Below are 26,880 nucleotides of genomic sequence, written 5' to 3'. Positions count from 1 at the left end.
ATGATTATTATAGTTTTTGCCCTCTTGGTTTTCTAACTTTTTTTTGCTGATCCTCCTGCTGTTTATGGGCAGGCTGCTGCTGTTTTGATTCTAAAGGCTCCTTCACATTTTTAGTAGCTTCATTGGTTTTACCCTGGGTGTTAACCGCAGTTTGGGTTTTATAATCTTCTGTAGGTTTTGCCTCTTCTTTAAGTTTATTAGGATTGGTGAAGGAAAAGTCGGTTTTGGAAGTTTCTTTATTGAAGGTAATATAGCCTTGATAGGTCTTACCTTTAGCATCTGTAAGACCGTCAATATAAATGGTTTGTCCGGCTTTGAACTTTTCATATTGCGAATCGTCCAGTTCTTTTCCTCTGAATACTTTGGGTGCTTCTTGATCCGTATGTTGAGTTTGCCTTTGATTGTGTTGCTGGCTTTGTTTCTGTGCCTGGTTATTGCCAAACAGAAATTCTACATACCGCTTATCTGCATTGAACTGCACGGCGGCATTGAAAGATTCTCCTTTTTTAGAAGTCATTCCTTCAAGATATAGCGCTCTTCCTTCCAATAAGGTTTGTTTCTGATGTTCATCGAGCCTAATTCCTTTGATTTCATCAGGAACTTTCATATATTCAGCCCTGTAGGCAACAAGTTCATTGGTTAAACGGTCACGGCTTATCACCGATGGAATGATTTCATCTGTTTTAGGATTAACCAAATCTACTACCCTGCCCATATTCCCTGTTTCCTTTAGGTTCTTTTTGTCTTCATCAGTAAACACATGACCTAAGAATTTGTTATTAAGGTTGGGTTCTTTTCGGATACCATGCAAATGAACAGCAACCTGTCCTGTATCTTCTGTTTGAAGAGATAGTCGAACATCCATTTTACTGACTGCTGTTCCCAGATTAATGGTAATGGGAATCAATGTATTGGTTTTAAAGCCTCTGAGTAATGAATCCATGGCATTCATCTTTTCAAGCTTCTCCTGATTAAGTCCGAACTTTTCCATCGTTTTCCAGTCGATCTGCTGTGGCTGAAAACGATATTCCTGATTTTCTGTGTTGTTTTCCATTGTATTTTGATTTTGTGGATTGTTGTTATTTTTAGGTAAAACTTCGTAGTCTTTCAGCTTTTCCTTTTCTCCAGGAGATGCCTGATCAACATATCTTTGAAGATCCTTGGCGGTATTGACGGCGTCATATTCCGAAACCTTGAAAAAATTGAAATGCGTGGGATTTTTAAGCTGTCGATAAAAGTTGGAAAAGAAGTTGGAGAATAGATCTCCATGTTTATCCACTCTGATCAGCTGGTCATTTTCCTTTTTATCCTGCGGAGGAAACTTTTGCAGATTTCCTTCTTGATCCACCCCTTTGACCATCTCAACCTGATTGGCTTGAATATTCAGAACAATCAAAGTGTCTGTTGATGGTTTGAGTTCATTGGTTTCCTGAACGTTTATTAATTCATCTTCCATTGTATTTTATTTAATGGAACTAAGGTATAAGCTCTGTCAGAAACTCGTAAAGATCAGACCGGTAATGAATCATTTGGCTGTTGATGTCTCATTGCCATTAAGAACTTAAACACTCTCTGATCAATTGGTGGACATCCGAAAGCTTATAGTACAGCTTTCCACTGATGGTATAGTAAGGTAGCTTTTTATCAGTCCGGTACCGCTGTAATGATCTGGAACTTATTTTTAAAAGCTGTAAAACATCCTGATTATCCAGAAGCTGTTCGCCGTCTATTTCTATAAATCTGGACTGGTTCTTGAGCATTTGCTCTTTCAGAATATCAAATCTTTCCATGATTCTCTCCATCCAGGCTATAAATTCTGTTCTTTCGATATTCATAATATGATTTTTTATGGATTGGTAGGACAAAGTTGCCCAATAGAAACCACATAAAATCACTACTTTTTCGTAGTAACGAAAAGTTTTTTTGTTTTGGATTTTAAGATGTGCCCCAAATAAAATTTCTAAATGCTTAACTTACGGTCTGATAACACATCTGAAATTCTTTATTTGCGTTATATTTTTGTCTTTATAATTAGCAACCGAAATAATTATTTAATTTTTAGCCTATGAAACTGCCTCCTGAATTTGAAGACTAATATGTAAAAGAAGTTTTATACAATACCTCTTTAAGAAATCTTTCTGATGAAGAATGGAAACCCATTGAGAACTATGAAAACTATATGATCTCCAATTATGGACGCGTAAAAAGTACAGAACATATCATGACCAGCGGTAAAGAATGGAAAATGCCGGAGCTCATTATGAAACTGATTTTGTAAAACAAACCAATAAATACCTTCAGAGTTATAATTATAATGTCCACTGCACATTATCATCAAATGGCCAAAAGCACAGGAAGTCCATAATACGTCTTGTCTATTACCATTTTATTGAAAAGTTTGATTATATAACCACTCCATCCTTATTACTTCTAAAATAGGAACAGACTTTACGTACATTTACAGAATTTAGAGAGGATTTCATCCCATGATATGCGGCTTAGGCACTTTGAGAAGAACAGATATAATTAGCAACTTTGTATCATCAGAATTTTCCTGCCAAAAGATTAACATCAGTTTTCATTATTTTTCAGGAGTAAAACTTGTCATTTCATCAGTAGAAATTGAGTAAGCATAAATTAAGTTCAGATTATCATCTTTAATAAAGTAATAATTTGACGTCTTAAATATAAAATACTTATCAGTGTCATTTGATTTCAATATTGGCTTCTCAGAATGTTGTTTAAGAACAATATTAAACTTTGGTTTTTCTCTCATCATATATTTTGCTTCTTGCGTAGCAATAGCGTACATATAAATAAAGGTAAGAGCTAATAGCATCCAAAATCCGAGATTTCTACTTTCAAAAAAATAGATATAACCTGATATAGCTGCAATCGCCAAAAAGATTAATTTTATAATAGTAGCGAATTTGTATAAGTCAATAAATACCCCAATTCCAGTGATTATCATTATCCCTATAATAACAATTGACAACTTAGTCAACCCTTTATGCTTCTTCAAAAAATCCGGAAGTAAAAGCGCAATCAATCCTGGGGAAAGGACAACACCAATAAAAACTACCAGCATAAGATTCTCATACAGAACAGCAATAGCATCAGTAATATTGAAGTAGAGAAAATAGCTGATTCCAAAAGATTCAAAGTAATGCCATAAGAAAAACAAACCCAAAGCAGGAAGTATTGCTGTTAGTTCCGCAATTTTTGCTAACGGCTTATCAATGGGTATATACTTGTTGTTTAATCTGTAAGTACATACATTTAACCTACGTAATAATAGTTGTCTGTTCATTATCATATTTATTTTTATATGTCATATTAGGCTACCCATAAAAGTGACAAGTCTGGTCTACATATACTTGCATTTATTCTGGCCAACCTTGTAAGTTCCTTTGGTTATCTTAATATTTAAAGACAGCATCAATAATATTGATAAAGTTCGTTTCATCAGGTCGTGGCAAATTTGCATTATATATGTTTCCGTCAGGACCAATCATCATAAATCTAGGAATGGCATCTACTCCTAAATATTTTAAAGCATCAGGATTTGAAATCCACCATTGAATGACAGTAGATTTTTTATTTTTCAGAGAAAGTTTCCATTTATTTTTATCAGAATCAATGCTTGCAGAAAGAAATACTATTTTACGATTTTCAAAATATTTATTTGCTTGATATTCAAAAATAGGAGAAATTTCACGGCAAGGTCCACACCAGGTTGCCCAAAGATCTATAATGATATATTTGCCTTCAAATTTAGCCAAACTCTCTTTCTTACCCGATTCATTTTCAAATACAATTGATGGAAAAGGTTTTCCTTTTTGTTGATTATTGATCACCTTAAGCTGGTTGTTTACAAATGTTTTATATCTTGAATTTTGAAATTCTGAGAATTTATTACTGAACAATTGGTTACGCTGATTCTCTTCTTTGATCAGATGCAACATTTTCAGCATTTGGAAAGAAAGAAGTTGGTCTTTTTCCAAACTTTTAGGCATTTGGGAAAGCTTGACAAAAATAATACTGTCTGGATTTTTTGTACCCTCCTTGGGAAGCAGTTCTTTTATTTTCCAGGTCTTATATTCTTCACTTGATAAAAGCATAGGAGTAGGTTTTTTTAAAATATACTGAAGCTTTTGTATTAAGTCTGTAGGAGGTGTAAATTTTTTGTCAGTAAAAGACGTTATTTTCTGGTAATCATATATTGCATTCAAAAGATTTATTGCATTTTTTTGTTGTTGAAATTTTCTATAATCGCTTCCAAAATAAATGTTTTCTTTTGTCCGGTAACTTTCAAGATAATTCTCTACATATTCCCATTCATCCTCTGCAGCTTTATAAAACTTTTCTGGATCATTTATAAACTGTTTATCTTCTACAATAAATGAAAAGGTAGAGGTTCGCCCTGATGTTGAATTGATAAACTTATCTTCGGCTTTACGAGTTCCTTTTAAAGTACTCTCAAAATGATTTGCATCCGTCTTAATATAAAAAAGTATTTTGTCTCCCTTTGATAAAATAAAAGGATATGCTTTTTTATCTACAATTAGAATATAAGATGATAGGTCTAGATCTTTTTTTGAATTCCATGAAAATTTGCCGTCTTTAACAGGAACGTCTACTAAAGTATCTTTTAATTCTTCGGAAACAATTTCCACACTTTTAATTTTATCGGGAGAAGAAATATAACCCTGAATTAAAGTAATTTCTTCATCTTTATGTGGATAGACAGGTTTGGTAATGATTAAATATATACCTATAAATACTGAAATCCCAATTAAAGTTTTTGTAACAGATACACTATTTCCTACAAAAGCATTTTTGAAACCTCTTCTGCTATACCAAATATAACCTGTTACAAAAAATAAAACAGTCCAAAATAAACTTAAATATTCAGTATAATTAAAAAAACCATTCAGCTTAAATGGATCTTTATATTCTAAGGCTGTACATATGTAATTGTAAGGAGATAAATCGTATGTTTCCTGTCTAATTTTCCCTATAAAATTCCCTATAAGGCCTACAAAACCAATAGCAAAAGGCCAAATAAAACCCGAAATAATTACTGAAAACATTAATTGCGCAGAAATTATTCCTAAGCTAAGCACCAGCATCCTGGTATAAGTCTGAAAAAGCCAGTACAAGTCAAAACTGAAAGTCAGATTCTTTTGTGGAAATATGACTTGAATCAAATACCCAATGAGAATTGTCGAAATAAAAAAAATACTTATGGAAATGAAACTAAGAAAGGTCAATACTAAAAATTTACCGGAATAAATACTTAATTTGCTTAAAGGTTGCGTTTCCAAAAACGTCCAGCCGTTATTTTTATGATCAGTCTGCGCAATTCTAGTGGCAGCAATAATTACAAATAAAAAAAGGAAAAAACTACCATAAGCATAAATTAGTTCTTTGATATGAAAGTTAACAGTTGATATTATAATTCCATCGTATAATCTTGCTTCTTTACTGAAAATTTTGAATACAAAAAGACATACGGGTAATAAAATAGCAAAAACAATAGTTATTATAAAAATGCCGAGATTTTTTATTTTCATCCATTCTATTGTGAATGCAGTTTTTATATAGTGTAGTTGCATACTCATTATTCTAGTTTTTATTTGTAACTTCTCTAAACCATTCTTCTAAGCCACCCATTGGAGAAATTTGGAATATCTGCGCACCTTCTTTAACTAGCAATGTATTTATATCAGCAATTTCATTTTGAGAATGGGGAACTACTGTAATTTCGGTCTCGGAAAGAATGTTAACATTGTATTTCTCTTTCAAAAGCTCATGAAATTTATTAGCTTCATTGAGATGGAATTTAATTTTTTTATATTCGTAAAGTTTATGTAATTGAGCCTTGCTTCCTTCAAACTTCATTTCACCTTGAGAAAGAATTCCTAAATGAGTAACCATTTTTTCAATTTCTAAGAGTAAATGACTAGAAATGAAGACAGTTATTTTCTTTTCTTTATTGAGTTTTACCAAAAGCTCTCTTACCTCTAACATTCCAATAGGGTCTAGACCATTCACAGGCTCATCTAATACCAAAAGATCAGGGTTTCCAATCAGAGCTAAACCTATGGCAAGTCTCTGTTTCATTCCCAAAGAATACTTTCTCATTTTAATATTTTTTGCATGAGAAAGCCCGACTGTCTCAAGAATTTCATCGATCATCTTCACATTAATTTTTTTAATGGTACAAACAATCTTTAGATTGTCATACCCGGAAAGATGATCATAAAAAGCAGGATAATCAATAAGAGATCCAATATTCTGAAGAGCTTGCGGATATATTTCCGAGATATTTTTATTAAAAACTTTTACAGCCCCCGAATTATCATTGAAAAGACCCATAATAAGTCTCATTGTGGTTGACTTTCCTGCTCCGTTAGCTCCTAGAAAGCCATATATAGAGCCTTTAGGAACATTTAAATTTAAATTTTTAAGAATTAATTTCTTACCAAAACCAAAATTTAGATTTTTGACTTCTATAATATTCTCCATAATTTTTTTTTAATAAGTGCATACTATTATATAAATAAATTATTTGGGCGATATACCGGAGACCTGAACTTTCATTACTGAATCCTTTTTAGAGATTGTCTCATTTTGTTGTAGACAATAATCAGAACCCTCCAAACAAAATGTTTAATATATCCCTCTGGAAAAAATTAGGAATGCCTGCTATTAATAATAACCTTCCGGCTTGTATGAATTTGTCATTGAAAGATCTTCCCGAAGAACAATGGAAGTGATACCTGGATTTGAAAAAAGGTTTCTCAAATCCAATAAAGGGTGTATAAACGACAGGCGAGCTGGATTTCGATGGAAAGAACAGATCCTCTCTCAAATGATCTCTTTTACAAGTGATACATCGTATTCTCTTTATTGCTTAGTGCGCCATCAGGGATAAATACCCATATACCATTTTCTTCACAATTTAATTTGTCCATAGAGCCACAAATAAGCATTATAAAAGATTCTGGAAAGAAAAATTGAATAATACTTAATTGTTGGTTTCCGTACATAGTAAGATGCTTTGATAATAAACAAATTGAATTGGATAAATTACAAGCATTTAGCCCATCGGTATCTATTTTGAAAGAACTAATTTCGTTCCTATTAATGTATACATGATGGTATTTTTCCCACCGGTAGGACAACAATTCGAATCTTTATCCTTATAGATAGGAAATGTCCTTTTCAATTTCCCTCCTGAGAGTTGAAAATTATCATGTCCCATATACCCTTTCATGGTCAGTGCAGGAATCGTTATCGGAGCTAACTGTTGGTCTTTGACCGACGTAAATCCAAATACACTTTCATAGCTTCCTGAGCCTACACCTTGAGTTACAATATATATCTCATCAAATCCGTTTTTATCCAAGTCTCCTACAAGAACATCTTTAACCGGATCCGTATCCTTGATAAATGTTGAACTTTTTTTTAAAAATCCAGACGTCGCTATTCTAACCGTATACATACCTGTCTTATTATTTTTAGTTTGATATATATTGATGGTTTTATTTGTTTTCGTTTTAATTTTCTTAAGAAGAACTTCATGCTGTAACACTGAACGGCCATAAAAGTTGCTACTGGATAAAACTGCAATACATAAAGCTAAAGGGTAAATTATTTTTTTCATGGTAAATATTTATTAAGTTAAACTGTAATTGAAGAGAAAGAACGATCTGCTCTTAGATTTTAGGGCTAAATACGATCTTCAAACATACTCCCGCATCATTACCAACTCAAACAAAATTATAGAATCAGGAAATAATATATACTACGGGAGCATTAAAATTATAACTAAATCAATGTAGTTTTTTAACTGCCGAGACTAAACCCTATCATCCGAGCATCACTTTAATATTCAGATACAGTCCATAACATTTTCTGTAAAAGGTCATCAAATTGTAGATCGGATTGTTTCTATTGCTCACCCTCCTATTTATTGTAAGCATTCCTATCCAGCAAACAGCAAGTTTTATCTCTAATATAAAATTTGCCGTCCATCAATCTTAACCATATTCTCCTGTTCCATTCTTTTAACAGTGCGTATAACGGTTTCAACCCGCAGACCAGTTAAATTCGCTATTTGCTGTCTTGTGAACGGAACTTCATAAGAATATTTCTTTTTTTTTAAAGAACTCTCCTTATAGTAATCCATTAACGATTTAATCTTGATTATCGGATCAAGAGCCGAATTATTAAAAAGCATAACATATTTATAGAAAAGCCTGTCGGAAAGATATTGGAAAATAACAAACATGAGTTTATTATTCTCACTTAGCATCTTCAGAAAATCCGGTCTCGCCAATTTTAAAACTCTGCAGTCTGTTTTAGCTATGGCATTAGTCGGATATCTTTTATCACTGAAAAGCAAGGACTCACCAAAACTTTGCCCTTGTGAAATTATATTCAATGTAAATTCCTTTCCGTCTTCATGGTAATTGTTCAATTCAACAGTTCCTCTCATCACCTGGAAATAATAGCGGGGTCTATCCCCCACATGATAGATCAGTTCTTTTGCGGAATACTCTTCATATAACGCTCCATTTTTCAGTAAAAGATTTTCATCAATCATATTCTTATTGTTTTAAGAAAGTGTCTAAGGAAGATCACAGTATAACAGGTATTATATTCCCAACACCATATACTGCACATAGTGGTCATCTAATCATAATTTCTTTATCGCTGTCAGGAATCCGTCAGATAATTTATTATTAAAACTCGAAAACCTCACCCAGCTCAGGCAGGATAAGCTCAACATTTCGGTCTGCAAAATGCCTTAATGCGATTTCGTGATCAATCTCAATAAGCGGAAATGTATCAAAGTGACATCCGATCACCTGTGGCGTTTTAAGAAGCTCGGCAGCAGCGAAAGAAGCTCCCTCTCCATCCATTGTATAACGGCCCCCTATAGGAAGAATAGACAGGTCTATTTTTCCGAATAATTCAGGAAACAGCTTCATATCAGCCATAACTGCCGTATCTCCCGCAAGGTAAATATTACGTCCCTCAGAAATTCCCAACAGATACCCCACAGCAACGCCACCGTACTGACCGTCCGGAAAAGAACTTGTATGCAGAGCCGGAACCATCGAAATAGTAAGCTCGCCTACAGCTAAAGATCCTCCAAGATTCATAGACTCCATGTTCTTTGCCGATTTAAAATAGCGGCAGACTTCCGGAACCCCTATAATGGAAGCTTCGGGATGAAACTCTAATACTTCATCTACATCCGCAATATGATCACCGTGGGCGTGAGTCAGCAAAATATAATCAATCTGTTGATCACTGATATTAAATCCTGATGTAGCTTTATTGTAGTTGTAAAAAGGATCACTTAAAATTGTTTTGTTCTTATCATTGAATAAAAAGCAGTTTTGCCCTAAATATTGAATTTTCATATTGTATAATTTAAAGATTAATTTATAAAAGGAATTCTAAGCCTGATATCGGAATGTTGATAATGCTTACCCATATTGATAGGAAAAAATATTTTAGAATAGCAGCCTTTCTTCTTGGAGCAATATTATCCGGTCCGAATTTTCTGCTGTTTTCTTCCCTATGGTGAGCCTTTTGCTTACGCCAACAATAATATAACGGAAATAAAACAATTTTATTATGAGAATTGGCATGCTGCGCAACAAAAACAACGTTTTTTATACAATCAGCCAATATATTTTCTATTGATGTAGTTTTTATATGAAATACTAGTAAAAAAAATACAAACAGTTAGTGATAATACTATATTTTACCGGCAAGATATTAAATCACAACGTTTTATATTTGTATCAGAATATTAAAATAGAACAATTGATATCGATTTGTTCGCAGAACCAGCAATAATCGTATTACTTCCTTTGGCTTAAACCATCCTTTAATACAGCCGGGTAAAAGTTGATGCATGACATACAACAATTACCGATCCATTGCCTATAATGCTTTACTTAAGGCAATAATAAAAGACAAAACCTTTCAACGTACAATAAAGGATGAAAATCAAAACTTAAGAGAATGACACATTAAAAAGATATATTATGAGAAAAACAACATTATGCATCATCTATAGCATTACCGGACACTTTGTTTTTGCACAACAAATCAAATTTGAAGAAAACAGATTTTCAGAAGCTCTTGCTAAGGCTAAAAGAGAAAATAAGCTTGTATTCTTAGATTCTTATACATCCTGGTGTGCTCCCTGCAAGCTGATGGTAAACAAAATATTTTCCCTTCCCAGCGTATCTGATTATTATAATTCTAATTTCATCTGTACTCAATTCGATATGGAAAAAGGAGAAGGACCGGCTCTTGCTAAAAAATATAAGGTAGGCTCATATCCGACTTATCTGTTCGTTGACGGAAATGGTGAAGAAGTCCACAGAGCCTTAGGGTATATGGAAGAAAATGAATTTATCCAAATCGGAAAGGATGCGCAGGATCCCACTAAGCAGATTTCTACCCTTAAAAAGAAATTTAAACATGGAGAGAAAGACCTTGCTTTTTTAAAAAACCTGATCCAATTGACCACGGATGATATGCAATTTAACTATCTTGTTTTTAAGCGCTATTTAATATTAAAGGATAAGATTGATAATGAAGACGCCATTCTTTTATTTACTTCTCTTACCGGCTATCAAGACCTTCGATATAAACTACTCCAGGAAAAAAAAGAAGATATAGTAAAGGTTTTGTCACAAGAAAATTTTGATGAATATAACCGCTTCATAATCATGAAAGGCATACGAAATAAGACATATAACAAAACAACAAAGCAGTTAGATGAGAATACTTTTTTAAAAGAAACAGAAAAATTCTTTGGAAAACAAGAAGCCTATCAGCTTTTGTCAGATCAAAAAGCAAATATCGCTCTTGAAAATAAAGATTATCGTACCTACGAGCAAATGATATTACAAAAATATCGAAACGGATATACCAACCAAGATCCGAACGAACTGTCCTTAATTGCCGGAACTTTCAGTGACTATATTACTACTGCATCCTCCCTGGAAACAGCAATTCTTTGGGTATCCGATGCGGAAAAAAGAAAACCAAATCCGATGAACCAGTATATACTAGGTAAACTATATTATAAACTCGGCGACAATGTTAAAGCGAAAGAACATGCTGAAAAATCACTGGAAGGCGCAAAAAAGTTAGAATTTAAAGACCCTGATTTTATAGGGAAAATTCAGGATTTGTTACACAGTATTCATATTTAATTATTTGACATTATCGTCAGGCAAAATTACCGTTACAATACGGTTATATAGAAAACTCTTATTAAGAAATTTTTCTCTATGATCAATGATATGATCCCTATTGCCTCTATTAATGATCAGTAAATTCTAAGACGAGATATACAATGAATGCGACTATGCTATTAGTCGAAAAAACCGAGCAATCACACAACAACAGCCAAAACACTATTAAAACTACAATAAAACACTTTGTGATAGTGAAAAAACTACAATATGTTAGCGAAAGTACTACAGGATTTAAAACTTCACTAACGATCTTAGGGGTTAAATTTGTATAACATTTTATAGATCATCTTTTTATCACCGCATATATTTACCGGATTTAAAAAGCTGAAAATAATTTAAAAATTTGTTTAACACAAATAATTATACCAATGAGAAAAAGTTTATTTGCTATTGGCTTGTTAGCAGCAACAGGTTCTGTTCAGGCGCAGAACATTCTATTACACGTAGATGACACTGCTAAAACTTTCGTAAGCAAGGGTACACTGTTATATAACGGTGGAGGCTTACAAATGAGAGGAAGTGGTACTATTGAAAACCACGGTAACCTTATGGTTTCAGGTACCCCCTCGGATTCTTTTAAAACGATCACTACAGCAGGTACAGACAAAGCTGAAGGTTCCGTAACAGGTAATTTTGTTAATAAACTTAACGAACCTACCGCCTATGCTTCAGCTAATGAAAACAGTTCTGCTGCCACACCGGTTTATACCTACGGCCAGCTTTACATTTCTGGGATTCCGCAATCCAATATTACAGGTATTGTAGATCAGGAGTATAGAGCATTTAAACATGGTAGTTACCAACAGATCGGAATGCCGTTTTATGACAAAACGGCCTCTACGCTAAGTACAGAGCTGGGTAAAACTTTTAGTAATAACAGGAATTCAAAAAATGAGATCCTCTGGTCGAATAATGCCAATACGGTTTCAACTAATTTTAGTACCAGTTCTAAATTAGGAGTTACTAATCCCGGTAGTACATACTATATGCTTGGAGGAAATGGTCTGGACTTAAGTACCAGTACAAAAGTCCTTTCAGGGAGACCAGTGACCGATATGGAACCTGCTGTAACATTACATGATGCAGCTGTCGGCGTTAATTTCGGTCCCAATGGTTCAGCAGTAAATATGTACAATGAACATTATAGCTCCTATGTGCAAGATTCCTTTGAAATTGCTTCAGGAGGTACCGAATGGCAGGGTAATTATGGTAAAAACATTTATTCATTCGCTAATCCGTTTCTGACTAATCTGGACTTATTCAACATTGCGCAGAATGAACCGGCAGCCAACGGAGACGGCGTTTATCTGAGTAACATATATGGAATACGACTACAACCAGCAACAGTAGTTAGTACCGCTGGAGGTACACTAGATATAGGAGCATTTAAATTTGTAACTTTTAATGCGGGAGTACCTACAGGTGATATCGATTACCTAATGGTCAGACCATTAGAAACATTTACAATTAAACTTAATGACAATAATGCTGCAGATCAGCTTAATTTTGCCAATCTGAGAAGGTTTAATTATTACAGCAGATCAGGGAGTACAGACTATAATGTAACAGCCAATAAAAATACGACAGGAACCGTAAAACAACTTGGCGTTATAGGACTTGATGTTAATGGCAATGAAGTATCCAGAACATATTATATAGTTTATCCGGAAGGAGTAACAGGACACTCTTCCAATGCCAGAACACAAATTACAAACAGTTCTACCAATGCTATTGGTACTTTTGAAGAGGCTCCTAACGGAGGCTATGATACTACCTATATGAACCAATACTGGCTGTATATTAATGAAGCTAACGAAACTAATTTCCAGGGAAAGAATATTAAGTTAGTGAATTACGACTTAAATAGAGTTAAGTCCTACAAATTCGAAATCAGAGAAAATGCACAACTGATTAGTACCGGAGTCTATGCTCTATCTACCGGTATTGGATTCTATTATAAATCACCAAACGGTACAGCTCAGCAGGTTAAACAGGGAGACATTATTCCCGTTAACGATACCGAGTTTGATTTGTACTACGGCGAACCTAACAATGTAGTACTGGCCACCGGTGAAACAAAGCGCCCTTCAAGAACAATGGTTGTTTATAATCCACAGATTACAAACTATATTGTCAGATTCGACCCGACATGGAAAAAAGCAGATATCGAAGTTTATGATATGAGTGGAAAACTGATTATCTCTAAAAAGGCTGTTAATACTTCTACAGATTTTGTAATTGAACTGGATAAACAAGTTAAAAGTACATATGTTGTAAAAGTTGTTTCAGATAATGGGGAAGTTGTTAACACAAAAATCCTAAAATAAAGTATATGAAAACTATTAATAAATTATATTTAACTTTTTTCCTTTTTACAGCTGCATTACTTAGTGCAGGTGTAGGGCCAGTGGGACCGGGTGCACCTCCTAATCCGGGAGGTGTAGGACCAGTTGGTCCAGGAGTTCCCGCGTCACCTATTGATATGTATGTGCATGCCTTAGCTGCTATTGCCATACTCTTGGTACTATTTTTCTCCAGGAAATACGTAGTCAAAAAGATATAAAATTATATTGAATAAAACACTCTCTGAATAATCAGAGAGTGTTTTATTTTATATATATCTTTATTGGTTTATACAATAAGTCAGATTCGATTACTACTACTTCATCAGATCTCATCAAAAATGATTTAAAGGTTAGCGGATTAGCCTTATATCCCTCTAATAAGAATACAGGATTTTGTTATAGGGTTGTAGACGATTTATTTTATATCTTTACAGAAACAAAAAAACCGGAGGTAAACCCCGGTTAACACACAAATAAATGACAAGAAATAATTGTATTCAATAGATCGTAGGTCATGATACTATGAGCTATCGAAAAACCGGAATATTTCTATTCAGGTGAAGTAATATAGTTGGTATTACTCCTAGTGCTTGTCATACAATGTTTTGAAAAATTTAATAACTATTACATCAAAATGTTTCTACATTGTCTTTACAAACATACAGCATATAGAGCAGAGTACACAGGAAAGTCATATAGTTTTATATAGATTTAAACGTAAAACAATCACTACATTTAATATGTATCTTTTTCAGTCAGTGAACCAAGAAATGCAAACTAAGGCAGATAAAAAGATAATTATGCTATCACTCCCATTGAGCAGTTCAATACCACTTTAGAATGAGCCACACAGAATCACAGTTTTCCTACGGGCCGATAACTCACTTTTTTCATAATCACAATAATTCTACCCTGTTTTTTTGGTCTTATATTTTTTTATAGTTAAAAATTTAAAAGAAAAATATTCGCCTGGTGACCATTCTTCGGATATTCTGACCTTAACAGACAGATCATATGGGTCAAGCACAAAAGTTGGAGCAAAAATAAAGTCTTATTTTTGTTAAATGTCTAGTGAGAACGACCTTGTGAAGTTATTGATTCCCGAATTTAATTTCCTATTTCGATATTGTTAGCTTTGAAGAGAAAGACAACTTGTTGCCTATTTACTTTGAAGAAAAAAGCACATTGCCCAAAGAGTTTTCATCTCTTCATTTACAGTCAAAAGGCTTCCATGCCGAAATTTCGGTGATGATTTTCCTCTGCGCGGTAAGTCAGTGAAGCTTACATTAAACGCCGCCGGTGGATCGATGTAAAACCCGGTAAAATTCTTCAGAGAGACTGGAATCTCATTGCAAAAGGGACCCGCATGACTCAAGAGTTTGCTGAGTTCTTAAAAAAACAGCCGATACTAGCCCTTTCCTGCAAAACCATTGGTGATCTGTATGGTGTTGATGGAAGGAAATTTCAGAGACAGTATAAAAATAGCCTCAGCGATTTTAAAGATTGGAAACAAAAATCCCATGGAGAAAATTGGATTCTCCATCCTGAAAACCTTTCAGATCAGCTTTCCCTGGATGAAGTAGCTCTCTGATGGAGAACTGTATACTCTTCTCACCTCAAAGCATGCGAAAGATAAAAAGGGAGCCCTGGTTGCTGTTATCAAAGGGACAAAAAGTCAAACCGTTACCGAATAACTTTTAAAAATCCGCAGCAAACTCCGAATGACGGTAAAGGAGATTACTTTGGATATGGCAAGCTCGATGAAGTTGATTGCAAAAAGATGTTTTTCTTGTGCAACACAGGTGATTGACCGCTTTCATGTTCAGAAGCTGGCTATAGAAGCCCTTCAGAAAATCAGGATCAGACATCGCTGGGATGCTTTTGAAATGAAAAATAAGGTAGTGGAAGGGCCGGGTGAAAAGCAAATTCCAAGCACACGGACAAACAAAACCGGCTGGAATTTTTCCCAGCCGGAGAATGATAATAATTCAGCAATAAACCTAAAGTCTAACAAAAATTCTTATAGAAATGATATTTTTAAATACCTATGTAAAGATAAAGATATAATATGTACAACAACCTAAAACCAAAGTCGTATTTTTACTAATATATTATAATTTTTAAACTATACACATACAGCCGGAATATATCAATCATTTAAATCAATTTTTATAATCGTTTTATAATAATCATCACCCTGTTCTGAAAAGAAGTCAAACTTTTCAGGGAAATAATTTTCCAGGATATGAATTACAGCACTATCGCTGGTTACTCTGGCTGATTTTTCATCAGATGTACTTTCGCCCTTACCCCTACAATTGATTTCATAAAACAAATTAAGATGGTCCGCTTTACAGCTTATCCTTATAAACCCTTCCGGATTTTCTCCTATCTCAGAATGCTTAAGGGCAGTCTGAAATAAATTGAGAAAAAGAGATGATGGAATTTCTATACGATCCAAAATATTCTTACCCTGAACATCCACCGCAAGGTTAAGCTGGTGATTGTATTTTAACTGATACAAAGATGCAAGGGCCTGCACAGAAGAGAGTTCCTGAGCTACCGTTATCTTCTCTTTCTCACTGTCGTAGAGATGATAATGCAAAAGCCTACTCAGCTGTAGAATGGAATCTGAAGTTTTTGTAGGACAGGTAAAACTTGCATCATGAATAGTATTAAGAGTACTGAATAAAAAATGAGGATTTAATTTAGATTTCAGTACCACAGGATAATTATTTCCAGTTTGTTTTTCTTGATCGGAAATACTTCTTTCCATTAAAAATTTATCTTTTGTAATCCCTAAAATTGAGGCAACTACAATGACCATCGCCTGATACATATATACATTATATAAGAAATTCATATAATAGCCTTCTTTACTCAATTCCATTGTAAATACAACCTGCTCCCATAAAATTCTGAAAAAACATGACAATAAAAAACAGATCAAAACATACAGAATAAAAACCGGATATTTACTGGACCTATAGAAATTAGGTACCAGATAATAATAGACCAAATAATAGATACCAACATTAAAAATGCTGTTTAAAATAACACTCCAGATTAAATCAGACATACTGAGAAAAACATTCTCAGTAAAAAAAATGATGCCCATAAAAATAATGCAGAAAAAAATATGCTGGAGATGCAATACCAATTTCCAAGGGAGTTCTGTGCATGTTTTGATGATTTTACCGTTGAGTAAAATCAATATCATCACCGGAATTATAATGATATTGGCTATTAAGAATATTTTTACCATTTCTCTGTGTTAAGTTAGTACTTGATTAGGTTTTTATAAGTGTTATTAGAGCTGTAATGAGGCGGAAGTCTGAATCTTCCAGGCATGTGCTTTCCTGTTGTCAAAAGTCTGCTTTACCCCATAATTTGCCTCAACACCGATTCTAAACTTTTTGTAAGGCTGAAAAATCAGGTTAAGACTCATATGATAAAGGCTTTTGGTCATATCTTCCAAAACATAATCTTTAGCTCCAACTTTTGAGTAGCTGGCATAAGCAACGGAACTCCATTGCCCATCCCACCAATGTTCATACATTCCAACAATGTTAAATAGCGACAGCGTTTCTAGGAGGTTCTGATGACCCGGATTGGGAACTGCATCATATTTCTCTCCGTTTAGATCAGCATTGTAGGTGGATATTCCTTTTCCAAAAGAACTTTCAAAGCTAAAAATGTTTTTTTCATCACTCCTTAATTTCCCTGACATCATACCCCCCCAACCTGCAATAGTACGGGTTTTAAAACGATCTTCATTATTCTGCTTCATCCCATAGCTAATGGGTAACAAAACGGTACCAGCTTTTATATAACTGTTTTTATCACCATACCTGTACATGGCCGAGAATGACGGAAGTATTGCCCTTTTTTTCCATCCTAAAGAATCTGAAGGAAGAGCTATGCTCGGCGTATTGGGATCTTCCAATGAGAAAGAAAGAATCCCTTTTTTGGATACAGCAGTATAATAGCTAATCTGAATTCTGCGTGAATATAATAGACCGCTGGGACCATTAAAATCAAAGATATTGGGATAAATTTCAGTATCTGAAAAGTTACTGGCCGTCTGGCCGATGGTAAATCCGTTCCAGCGAATAAATCCATGTTTGAACCGGGGTGCCGTTGCTCCATCCTTACCGTAAAAGTCTATTTCAAGATAGGAAGAAAAACTTTTTTTCCTTTCAACATTCTTGTTCTTTATTTCCAATCCGATACTGGACTGCTTCAGGCTAAAATATCCTCCCATATTATCGCGCTGAGGAACCTCTATTGCCTGGGGAACAAATCCGTCTGTTGCATTCATATTCTGAAACGTAATGCCGTAGTTCGCCTGTAAAAGTGGCCTTAGGGAAACTTCAAATTCATTATCAGCATTTTGTGTTTTAGTAAGAACAATCTGTGCCCGCCCTTTTGTGGCAATAATGGACATCATAAGCAAAAGTATGGACCTTTGTATTTTCTTCATCGTAATGTGTTTTTGTATACGTTTTCACAGGTATTGGTTTTTTTTTTAAGGATTAAACGATCTTCTAAACCCCTATAGAAAAGTAAATTTATTTCAACGTTTTTGGTAGAATCATGATTCTAATCAGTTTTTAAAGCTATACATCCGTAATAGAAAAAGTTCTATAACCTTACATTCTTATCATATTCTGCATTTTAATATCTGCAACCTTGAGATGAAATAAAAAAGAAAAGCTTCCCCAGAGGGGAAGCCAAAAACACAAGTGAAAAAGTTCCCATATCATTGGGATGTTCAGTCGTTGAGTTCCATAACTATAAAGATTAAAAATATACAATGAGAAAAATTGGACTCAAAACTGAAAAACTTTAGCCAGATGAATTATTTTCCTTATGCTTATCAAGTTCAAGCTTAAAACATCCCAGAATGAATTCAGTATAAAATAACTTGGCACTTACTGACTTTGTTCTTGAATGCAAGTCCAGCCTTTCTGAAAGAACGATATTGCCTTTGTAGGCAATGGCAAAATAAGCATAGACCTTTCCTTTTGATTCTTTTACCGCAGCTGCATATCCTGTTATCCCTATAGACCAGTCGGTTTTATAAAGACTTGCTACTTCCAGGGCCATCGTTTTGGCAATCTGACGCGATACACAGTTGTACTGCCTGGCTTCACCTTCATCCACTGCAAGAAGATTGACCTTTTCATTCAACGAATACGCAGTCATGCCGCCTTTAAAGAACCCGCAAGCCTCTTTCATCTGGGAGAAAGAAAACTGTAAAAAACCTGAGGTAACGCCTTCGGCAGTAGAAACGGTTTCACCGGATGAAAGCAGATACTCCCCAATGCAGTCAAATAAGTTTTCCAATTCTACCATCAGACATACCAGCGATTTTACCGGCACCGGATCATACTCAGAAATTTGAAGATATTTTAAGATCATTTGATGTTTTAATTATAATTATCCATTCTCTCTTTGAGCAGCTAAACTATCTGAATAAAAAACGGAAAATCATGATTACAATCAGTTTGTTTCTCCCACTTGTTTCATCTTCTCATCTAGAGACAAAACAAGTACACCTAATAAGAAACAGCAATTTTAGCCTGAAAGACCCATACAATAGAGATTCTTAGATCAGTTAAAAATGAATATTGTGGGTTTAATAAGACACCTTTTATACTGAATAGAAGTATGTCTTCATGCCTGTAGATAAAGTTCTATCTATATAACGACTGTTTTTCAAATACAACAATCGTAAAAAAAGAGGCTTTCTCAATATTGAGAAAGCCTCTTCAGGATATTAAAATTAGTGTGGAGAAATACAATATTATAATTGCGCGGATCCTTACTGCTACTTAAGGTCATATGAATCTTGAACCATCTTTACTCTGTTATAATAACAACCATCAGAGCAGCTACGAATAAGCCCCTTATCATGATTACCACTTCTTAAGACCCGGATTACGATTATATATAGGAACTTTGTGTTTTTAACGTCAATAAAAGTCATGGGTCTTAAGCAAGTGTAAAAAAATATAGTGATCAGGCATTGTTAGGATTCCATAGTAAGGAGCTTCCTTTTAAAAATACAACATAACATCCGCTTGTGATTTACTGGTAACATCAAATATAGATTTCAGTTACACTACTGATCCCCACCTGTCCGTAGCATAAAACACCAAGGAAAATAGGTAATAAGTACAATTTTTTCTCATTTATTATATATTTAATGAATATTTTATTTTATAACAATAGTAATATATTATCCCTTCATTATAATACTACAAATATAAAACCTCATTGGTCAATAAGAAACGGATTATTAGTCATACTATCGCTAATTCAGTATAGTTTTTTATCTAGTGAAATGCATAACCATTAGTTACATCGCTATATGTAAATCCAGATACTACGACACACCATCATTCCATACGATTAGGAATTCCCTTTATTTTTGTTCAATACTTGTAAAGCATGAAAACTATTTTATACCTTACTGATTTTTATTACGTGGCTAAGGGAAGAGCCTATTACCGAGAAGACCTTTATATTACTTCAAAACTGAAAAATTACTTTAATATCCTGATCGGTCATCCCCACCAAGCCAATTCCTATCTGGAATATGCAGACATTATCATTTTTAGAAATACAGGATCAGTAATGAAATATGAACCTTACTTCAGAGAATTTGTTCATAATGTTAAACATAAAGGTCTTTTAACATTCAACTCATTTGATGGAAAAGGAGATCAGAGAGGAAAAAACTACCTGTTGTATCTGACCAGGATTCATTTCCCGGTTATTCCTACCGTAGATAAATTACAGAAGCTGGATAGGCTGGGAATTTCTGAGAGTTATATGGTTAAGATGAAAAACGGCGCAGATTCCATTGGACAGCAGCAAATCAACATTGAAGATATCCATTCCATAGAGCTTAGCGGCAAGATTATCCAGCCATTTATTGATTTCATCTATGAAGTCTCCTTTGTCTATCTCAATGACAGGTTTCAGTATGCCGTATATGCCCCACAAAAAGATAAAAGATGGGAACTTATTGAGTACATTCCGTCTGCCAGCGATATCGCATTTGCAGATCAGTTTATTCAATGGAACCATCTAACCAGAGGAATTACCAGAATAGATGCCTGCCGTCTACAAGATGGTACACTTCTCCTTGTTGAATTAGAGGATCTTAATCCTTTCCTGTCCCTACAGGTCTTAACTAAAAATAAACAAGAAATATTTATCAAAAACTGGATAGAGATATTGCAGGCCATGTAAGCAAAACAAAATATTCGATAAGTAAATATTTATATTTTACCTCGTCTTACCCTCCCATACCACTAGAGAAATAAAAAACCGGCAATGGAATACCATTGCCAGTTGCTAATAAAAGTAAAACACAAACCTGATGTTAAAAAAATAATCCTTTCGATCAAGATAATGGATACCCTCGAAACAGGTCTGCATGCAAATCTATAAATATGCTTTTGATTCCTAATATCAAAAGCAGTAATATTATATTGAACAGATGATCGTTTTTTAACTACAACTCTATCAGGATCTCAGCTTCTGCAAAAAGCTCAACAAATAATTGTATGCTGCCATTAATAAATATACCAAAGGATTCTTTTATTCAGAAAGATCTTGATCTCCCGTTATTTTTAAGGTCTCATCATATACTTTCCTTCTGAAAGAGACAAAGTTTATATTCTACCGGATAATTAAAATGAGCGTTTCATTACATCATTGAACCTGGAGTAACAATATCATTTTTAGTCTAAAAAAGCATCTTCTGTAGAACTGTCGTCCAGATAATGACTTCCCAGTTACGATACATCTGAGTAATCAAAAAATCATAACAGGTTTAAAAAATATGACGTTATTGTTGTCAGCTATGAAAATTGAAAGTTATTATTATATATTGAAGGTTAATATGAGAGTATCTACAGAAAATAAAAGTATGACCTATCTTTACAACAAGCGCAACAATTTATAGTACTTTATTTAACAGGTTATAGTTTTTTCATTACATCTTATAATTGATAGACAGCTGATTTTTTTTTTTTGACCCTTTTCTTTTGCTTCAGGCTTTGGAAAATCCTGATCGTTTCATCGCCTCAAGGGAGTCTTGTTAAATTTTTAGCAATCCTGCTACAGAGGGGGATTCTAAGCAGGTGTCATATAAAACTAAGAGCCTATATAGGATTGCAATTTCATCTGCCTTGGATAAAATTCACGTAAATACCAACCTATCCATGACCCTGCTATTCAAACCACTATCATAAGTCACAAGCCGCCGCTCTACTTGTTTTATGGTAATTTTTTAATTATTTTTGTTGCATATTTAATACCCAAATTTTTTTTTTGAATAGTGTGCTGCGATCTTCACTGATTAATAGTAATCAGAAGGCAATCGGCGTGATCATATACCAGCGTAAGCTGGTCATTTTAAACTTTCAAAACAAAAAGTAATCATGGATTTTAATCAGGCGTTAAAGCACAAAAAAGAAATTTTACAAAGCTTGGGAGAATTAAGAGATTTTAGTGATTCGGAAATTATGATCTTTCCTTTTAAAGCAGAGGATTTTCAAAGGTATATGGATGAATACAGAAAGAATCCTAAAAAATGTAATGACCAATCCTGTATTAAATTTTCAACCGACAATAAATATATGGTCTACAGGATCTGTGAAGATCAGCTTCTCAATTGCAGATAGAAAATTCCAACAAGTACACTGCCCCTATCCTGTCAATTGTTACTTATCAACATATGGATATTTACCAGATGGCTAGAAGAAAACATGGTGGAGAAACAAAATGAAAGCATGACCTATTTTGCACTTCAAAATATACTTTCCATAATAAACCAAATGGTAATGCCCAGCAGTAAGTTTTAGGAGAATCTGAACAGGTTTTGGAATAAAAGCGGGAGATTGATCTTTTTGACAAAAAAGATTCTCCCGTATTTTTGCTAAAAGCCATTCCATAATTAATACCGGCTTTTACAAATCTTCACACGAATTAATAGAAAGGTGTACCAAATTTCCACCTCCGGGATACACCGCAAAAAATTTGGGATTGCCCCGGTTGGCATCGAAATAGATACTTATCCCGTCCGGCTTTCGGGGATGCGGATTATTTTCAATGAAATATTCTTTCCCCCCCAACTCAATGATAATCTTGTACGTTTTTAAAACCGTCTGATTTCCTTCTCTGTCAAAAATGATAACTTTATCAAATGGAACGTTGCTAACAGCATGATTGTCGTTTTTCATATATTAATTTTTAATTAGACGTAGATTAGGATATACCCAATATCAATAATTACATCCAGATCACTATTTCAGAATGACCCTGAATTTACCTTTCTGACTGCCTGAAGCCATTGAGCTTTTCTGTATGACAATACTGTAGTCCCCTACCTGATTGAGCTCATATTCAAAATCTTTTCCGAAAGGACCATCAATACTTTGCTTATTGAGCTCAATATTATTAAAACGAATATTATCCTGTCCGGATTCGGGGATAATGCGACCTGAAATTTTTGTGCTCCTGACGTTTCTCAACTGCAATACCAGTTTCTGATTTTCATCCGTAAATTCTTCAGCAATTTCAACAGGAAACTGACGCATATCAACAGTGCGGTTTATAACATTATCTGTGACAACTCTTTCAGGTTCCAGATGGTTGCCGGAAATAAGCGTATCGGTTCTGTACATACCCGGAGTAGCCAAATATTGTGGTTTCCTTGTATTATTTGACTTATTCGAACAAGACATGAGAGACAAAATCAAAATGCCTGATAAAACGGAAAAATATAGTTTTCGCATGGAATTGGTTTTTGTATGATTATAATCTAATACTCAATCTGATCAGATTGATGATTTTATTGCGGGGTAAGTGCTGGTTTGCTCTGCGTCAATGAAATAAAATCCGGTAATGGTCTTACCCAATACCGGATAATGAAAACAATAATTCAGATTAAATACTTCAAATATATGTTGAAATATCTTCCTAAGATTGTATACAAAGCTAAAAAGATATTTCACATATTTTGTATAATAGTCTTCGTTTTATTATTAATAAGGTGTAGTTTTTCAACTATTTAAGCCTTGATCAGATTCCCATTTTCAAATGCAGCAATTTCAACAAATAAAATCACCATCACAATGATAACAATAATACAATGTTGAAGTTTCCTTCGGAAATCCGAAAATAGATCTGCTTATCCTAAAAATACCACCCAATTTTTCAATCTGGAAAATACGCCCGGATCCGCATCGGGTACACACGGGAGGCTTTTCATCATCTTCTGCCGTAGTTTTATCTACATACCGCACATCATCATGATTTCTCTCAGAGAGAACATTCATAGCATCCTCCATATCAACATCAAAAACCTGAAGCTGCACTCCCCCTACCGTCTGTGACAACTGCCAATCTGGCTGAACGAGATGTTCATTGGCAATAAATCCATTTATTCCGTTTTTTTCTAATAACCGCTTATCTTTCCTTGCCTCGGCAATCTTCCTGTAAAACCTGATACTTACTAATCTGGACATAATAATCATCTTGTGAAACAGCAGCAAATAAGTCTGAAGCAGATAAAAGATTGGATTCCTAAAAAATAATGAACAAGCGTCTGCCCAACCGGATATTAAAACCTTTTTTAAGGCCTCTTTATGGTTGATACACTTATGTAACAGTGAGTTTAGATCCCAGCTCTTATCAACATATCAATTCTGCTGTTTATAACTTCAACATTCATAGATATAGATACTTCAGTAATAAATTTTACCGTTGCGGATCGTGACAATCTTATCCTTTTCCATTTTTTTTAAGGTCCTGATGACCGTTTCCTCACAAAGCCCCGTCAGACATGCCATCTGATTCCTTGTTAATGGGATTTTGAACGAATACAGGAATTTCTTTTTCTGGAAACCCTTCAAGTAATCCAGCAGTCCTTTTATTTTAACCGCAGGGCTTAAAGAAGTAAGATATTTTTTAATAATACATTCATCATACATTCCATGGGAAAGATTTTTTACCATCACCGATAACAACTCCGTGCTCTGTTCTACCAGTTCAAAAAATGTTTGCTTGGGAAGTCTGACAATACTGCTTTGAGTAACAGTCTCGGCATTCATTGGATAGGGCTTTTCAGCGAAAAGCGTATATTCTCCAAAGCTTTGTCCGTCTGAAAATATATTATGAATAAACTCCTTACCCTCTTCTTTATAACTATTGAGCTTTACCTTGCCATTGATAATCTGATAGTAATAAAAAGGAAATTCATCTTCACAAAAAATTAATTCATTCGGCTTATAATACCTAATTTCACCCTTTGCTAAAAGCAAATCTTCGTCTATTATCATACTGCTTCTTTTAAAAAAGTTGAATAAAATTTACTTAGGTTATAGTTTTCTAATAGCGTAAAAGTCAAACGCTCAATGAATACCCGGCTATGATACTATAAATTGAGAATACCTATACTATTTAGCTGGCAAAGAATATCTGCTATAGGAGCAGATGAATTTTGCTGCAATATTTGCGGAGGAATGTCCTGTATTACTACCTATAAAAATCATAAAGCGATCAGATAAAATACCACAATACTGCAACAAAAGTTAAAATATGGATCTTTAATAAAACAAATGTAAACAGTTCATTTTTAAAATCCTCCCAATTAAAGTCGTATTATCTTGAATTAAATGTCGATTTTTCACTAAACATATTAAGAAAAAATCGATTTTATAATCGAAGTATTTCAGAGGCTTTGAAGGCAAATGCTACTGCACCCGTAAAAGCAAAGGGGCCTTCTCAATTATTGAGAAAGCCTCTTCAGTAAATTAAAAATTAGTGGAGAAAACACTATGATTTGAGGAGGATCCGTACTGCTACTGACGATACATATGAAATCTTGCACAAATTATATTATTAATAACAAAACCATCAGTGCAGCTACGGACCAGTCCCTTATCATGATTACCACTTCTTAAGACCCCGCTAAGATTATATAGGAACTTTGTGTTTTAACGTCAAAAAAAATCATGGGTCTTAAGCTGTTGTAAAAATATATAGTTAGTTAAGCATGGTTATATGGACTATAATGAAATGTTTTCAAACGAAGTTGATCATTTCAATAAGGATAAGAATTAAAACTAACGGTAATATTCAATTGCTTTAACTTTAATGCTAATGATATAAATTAAAGTTAGTTTAGTTCATATGTATTTAATATCGAAACATTTTAATGAATTTAGTACATTAATAAATAGAAAAATTAATACAATCATAGAATTTTGAACTGCTAGTGAACAAATAATAGGTGCCGGCAGTACCTGCATCAATTTCAGTATTGCTCACCCAGTTATCCTGAGAATAATTAAACCTTCGGAAGAACTTCCTTCTGTGGTTTTACTCGTAACATCCAACCTAGATTTGGGAGTTACATTGTTGATCCCAACCTGCCCGTAGTACAGATAACCAAGAAAAACAGGTAATAAATACAATTTTCTCATTTGTTTATATATTAATGAATAATTTTATATGAACATGATCAAAACATTTCCCTCAATACTACCATCTTATAGAAATACAGATGATATTATGCAATCTCCTGAAATTGTTTTATAATGCATTATGGTTCCAAACAATACTACTATATAACCCCTTCATTACCATATCACAAATATAACACCTCATTCGTCAACAAAGCAATGATTGCCAGTCATACTATCACTAGTTCACTATAGTTTTTTATCTAACAATAATAACAACAATCAGCAGTTGGATAGTGCGTCATTCTGACAGCTCAATAGTGGAAATCCTTGGCGGAAAATAAAAAAATCCCTACTTCAAAAGCAAGGATCGTATGAGGTAACGTCATATTAAATCATGGCCGATAGTTATTCGGTATCATGTTTTTCACAATGCCCTTTATGGGTAACGGATATCTGGCCGCCGGTAGTGCAGTGGCATATGCTTTTTTCCGTAAGGACCTTATGATCATTAAAACTGTTCTGCTTTGCAGTGTTCTCCCACTTTATAACAACAGGGATACATTTTATCCTGGTAATGGAACAAAGCCCGAAAGAACCGATATTGACTTCTGTATTCTTATCTGCTTCTGTGGCTATAAGCTTACCATCTGCCCTGTAACAGCATTGGCTGGTAACCGACAATGATGATGGTGCTGCTCCTTTGTCACATAACAAAGAAGCTTTTTCTGTGATTATCTCTGGCATATC

General features: G+C 34.1%; 24 protein-coding genes. 8 read left to right on the top strand and 16 right to left on the bottom strand.

Annotated features, from left to right (window positions below; genetic code table 11):
* Window positions 1-7 precede the first annotated feature (7 nt).
* The gene (locus ACP3T3_RS01015) at window positions 8-1,456 is read right to left on the bottom strand and encodes a DUF3945 domain-containing protein (protein WP_426478096.1); all 1,449 of its coding nucleotides are present in this window, start codon (window positions 1,454-1,456) and stop codon (window positions 8-10) included.
* Between the two features lie 97 nt (window positions 1,457-1,553).
* A complete protein-coding gene (locus ACP3T3_RS01010; RefSeq protein WP_426478095.1) occupies window positions 1,554-1,835 on the bottom strand; it encodes a helix-turn-helix domain-containing protein in 282 nt (93 codons plus the stop codon).
* A 344-nt stretch (window positions 1,836-2,179) separates the two neighbouring features.
* On the opposite strand from ACP3T3_RS01010, the gene ACP3T3_RS01005 reads away from it, so the two are divergent.
* The gene (locus ACP3T3_RS01005) at window positions 2,180-2,278 is read left to right on the top strand and encodes a hypothetical protein (protein WP_426478094.1); all 99 of its coding nucleotides are present in this window, start codon (window positions 2,180-2,182) and stop codon (window positions 2,276-2,278) included.
* A gap of 303 nt (window positions 2,279-2,581) precedes the next feature.
* On the opposite strand, the gene ACP3T3_RS01000 is transcribed toward ACP3T3_RS01005, so the two are convergent.
* From ACP3T3_RS01000 to ACP3T3_RS00975, 6 genes are all read right to left on the bottom strand, one after another.
* Window positions 2,582-3,310, bottom strand: a complete 729-nt coding sequence (locus tag ACP3T3_RS01000) for a hypothetical protein (RefSeq protein ID WP_426478093.1) — start codon at window positions 3,308-3,310, stop codon at window positions 2,582-2,584.
* A gap of 109 nt (window positions 3,311-3,419) precedes the next feature.
* The gene (locus ACP3T3_RS00995) at window positions 3,420-5,624 is read right to left on the bottom strand and encodes an ABC transporter permease (protein WP_426478092.1); all 2,205 of its coding nucleotides are present in this window, start codon (window positions 5,622-5,624) and stop codon (window positions 3,420-3,422) included.
* 4 nt (window positions 5,625-5,628) lie between these two features.
* On the bottom strand, window positions 5,629-6,531 hold the full coding sequence (locus ACP3T3_RS00990) for an ABC transporter ATP-binding protein (RefSeq protein ID WP_426478091.1): 903 nt from the start codon (window positions 6,529-6,531) through the stop codon (window positions 5,629-5,631).
* A gap of 589 nt (window positions 6,532-7,120) precedes the next feature.
* A complete protein-coding gene (locus tag ACP3T3_RS00985; protein WP_426478090.1) occupies window positions 7,121-7,672 on the bottom strand; it encodes a hypothetical protein in 552 nt (183 codons plus the stop codon).
* 348 nt (window positions 7,673-8,020) lie between these two features.
* Window positions 8,021-8,614 (bottom strand): Crp/Fnr family transcriptional regulator, encoded by a 594-nt coding sequence (locus ACP3T3_RS00980; RefSeq protein ID WP_426478089.1) that lies wholly within the window; start codon window positions 8,612-8,614, stop codon window positions 8,021-8,023.
* Between the two features lie 139 nt (window positions 8,615-8,753).
* Window positions 8,754-9,440 carry a metal-dependent hydrolase gene (locus ACP3T3_RS00975; protein ID WP_426478088.1) on the bottom strand — a complete coding sequence of 229 codons (687 nt, stop codon included), beginning with the start codon at window positions 9,438-9,440 and terminating at the stop codon, window positions 8,754-8,756.
* A gap of 633 nt (window positions 9,441-10,073) precedes the next feature.
* Here ACP3T3_RS00975 and ACP3T3_RS00970 point away from each other — a divergent pair.
* The 5 genes from ACP3T3_RS00970 to ACP3T3_RS00950 all read left to right on the top strand — a co-directional run bounded on the left by ACP3T3_RS00970 (window position 10,074) and on the right by ACP3T3_RS00950 (window position 15,729).
* Complete coding sequence (locus ACP3T3_RS00970; RefSeq protein WP_426478087.1) at window positions 10,074-11,255, top strand: thioredoxin family protein; 1,182 nt, start codon at window positions 10,074-10,076, stop codon at window positions 11,253-11,255.
* Window positions 11,256-11,668: 413 nt separating this feature from the next.
* A complete protein-coding gene (locus ACP3T3_RS00965; RefSeq protein ID WP_426478086.1) occupies window positions 11,669-13,627 on the top strand; it encodes a T9SS type A sorting domain-containing protein in 1,959 nt (652 codons plus the stop codon).
* Window positions 13,628-13,632: 5 nt separating this feature from the next.
* Window positions 13,633-13,863: a signal peptidase gene (locus ACP3T3_RS00960; RefSeq protein ID WP_426478085.1), complete on the top strand. Its 231-nt coding sequence runs from the start codon at window positions 13,633-13,635 to the stop codon at window positions 13,861-13,863.
* Window positions 13,864-15,011: 1,148 nt separating this feature from the next.
* Window positions 15,012-15,236 carry a hypothetical protein gene (locus ACP3T3_RS00955; RefSeq protein ID WP_426478084.1) on the top strand — a complete coding sequence of 75 codons (225 nt, stop codon included), beginning with the start codon at window positions 15,012-15,014 and terminating at the stop codon, window positions 15,234-15,236.
* Between the two features lie 130 nt (window positions 15,237-15,366).
* Window positions 15,367-15,729, top strand: a complete 363-nt coding sequence (locus ACP3T3_RS00950) for a transposase (protein WP_426478083.1) — start codon at window positions 15,367-15,369, stop codon at window positions 15,727-15,729.
* Window positions 15,730-15,794: 65 nt separating this feature from the next.
* On the opposite strand, the gene ACP3T3_RS00945 is transcribed toward ACP3T3_RS00950, so the two are convergent.
* From ACP3T3_RS00945 to ACP3T3_RS00935, 3 genes are all read right to left on the bottom strand, one after another.
* Entirely contained in the window at window positions 15,795-16,508 is a 714-nt protein-coding gene (locus ACP3T3_RS00945) for a histidine kinase (RefSeq protein WP_426478082.1), read from the bottom strand.
* Between the two features lie 447 nt (window positions 16,509-16,955).
* The gene (locus tag ACP3T3_RS00940) at window positions 16,956-18,128 is read right to left on the bottom strand and encodes a DcaP family trimeric outer membrane transporter (protein ID WP_426478081.1); all 1,173 of its coding nucleotides are present in this window, start codon (window positions 18,126-18,128) and stop codon (window positions 16,956-16,958) included.
* A gap of 365 nt (window positions 18,129-18,493) precedes the next feature.
* Window positions 18,494-19,069: a CinA family protein gene (locus ACP3T3_RS00935; RefSeq protein WP_426478080.1), complete on the bottom strand. Its 576-nt coding sequence runs from the start codon at window positions 19,067-19,069 to the stop codon at window positions 18,494-18,496.
* Window positions 19,070-20,101: 1,032 nt separating this feature from the next.
* Between ACP3T3_RS00935 and ACP3T3_RS00930 the strand changes: the two genes are divergently transcribed.
* Window positions 20,102-20,908, top strand: coding sequence for a hypothetical protein (locus ACP3T3_RS00930; RefSeq protein WP_426478079.1), 807 nt, complete (start codon window positions 20,102-20,104; stop codon window positions 20,906-20,908).
* A 1,196-nt stretch (window positions 20,909-22,104) separates the two neighbouring features.
* Window positions 22,105-22,347 carry a hypothetical protein gene (locus tag ACP3T3_RS00925; RefSeq protein WP_426478078.1) on the top strand — a complete coding sequence of 81 codons (243 nt, stop codon included), beginning with the start codon at window positions 22,105-22,107 and terminating at the stop codon, window positions 22,345-22,347.
* A 285-nt stretch (window positions 22,348-22,632) separates the two neighbouring features.
* Here ACP3T3_RS00925 and ACP3T3_RS00920 read toward each other — a convergent pair whose 3' ends face one another.
* The 5 genes from ACP3T3_RS00920 to ACP3T3_RS00900 form a co-directional block, all read right to left on the bottom strand.
* The gene (locus tag ACP3T3_RS00920) at window positions 22,633-22,905 is read right to left on the bottom strand and encodes a hypothetical protein (protein ID WP_426478077.1); all 273 of its coding nucleotides are present in this window, start codon (window positions 22,903-22,905) and stop codon (window positions 22,633-22,635) included.
* A 63-nt stretch (window positions 22,906-22,968) separates the two neighbouring features.
* The gene (locus ACP3T3_RS00915) at window positions 22,969-23,409 is read right to left on the bottom strand and encodes a hypothetical protein (RefSeq protein WP_426478076.1); all 441 of its coding nucleotides are present in this window, start codon (window positions 23,407-23,409) and stop codon (window positions 22,969-22,971) included.
* A 366-nt stretch (window positions 23,410-23,775) separates the two neighbouring features.
* Window positions 23,776-24,192 (bottom strand): DUF2007 domain-containing protein, encoded by a 417-nt coding sequence (locus ACP3T3_RS00910; protein ID WP_426478075.1) that lies wholly within the window; start codon window positions 24,190-24,192, stop codon window positions 23,776-23,778.
* A 219-nt stretch (window positions 24,193-24,411) separates the two neighbouring features.
* Complete coding sequence (locus ACP3T3_RS00905; protein WP_426478074.1) at window positions 24,412-25,005, bottom strand: Crp/Fnr family transcriptional regulator; 594 nt, start codon at window positions 25,003-25,005, stop codon at window positions 24,412-24,414.
* A 1,533-nt stretch (window positions 25,006-26,538) separates the two neighbouring features.
* Window positions 26,539-26,877: a DUF4280 domain-containing protein gene (locus ACP3T3_RS00900; RefSeq protein ID WP_426478073.1), complete on the bottom strand. Its 339-nt coding sequence runs from the start codon at window positions 26,875-26,877 to the stop codon at window positions 26,539-26,541.
* Between the last annotated feature and the right edge of the window lie 3 nt (window positions 26,878-26,880).

This window comes from Chryseobacterium sp. CBSDS_008, from assembly GCF_049959325.1.
GTDB lineage: Bacteria > Bacteroidota > Bacteroidia > Flavobacteriales > Weeksellaceae > Chryseobacterium.
This window is presented reverse-complemented; position numbering and strand designations above follow the sequence as displayed.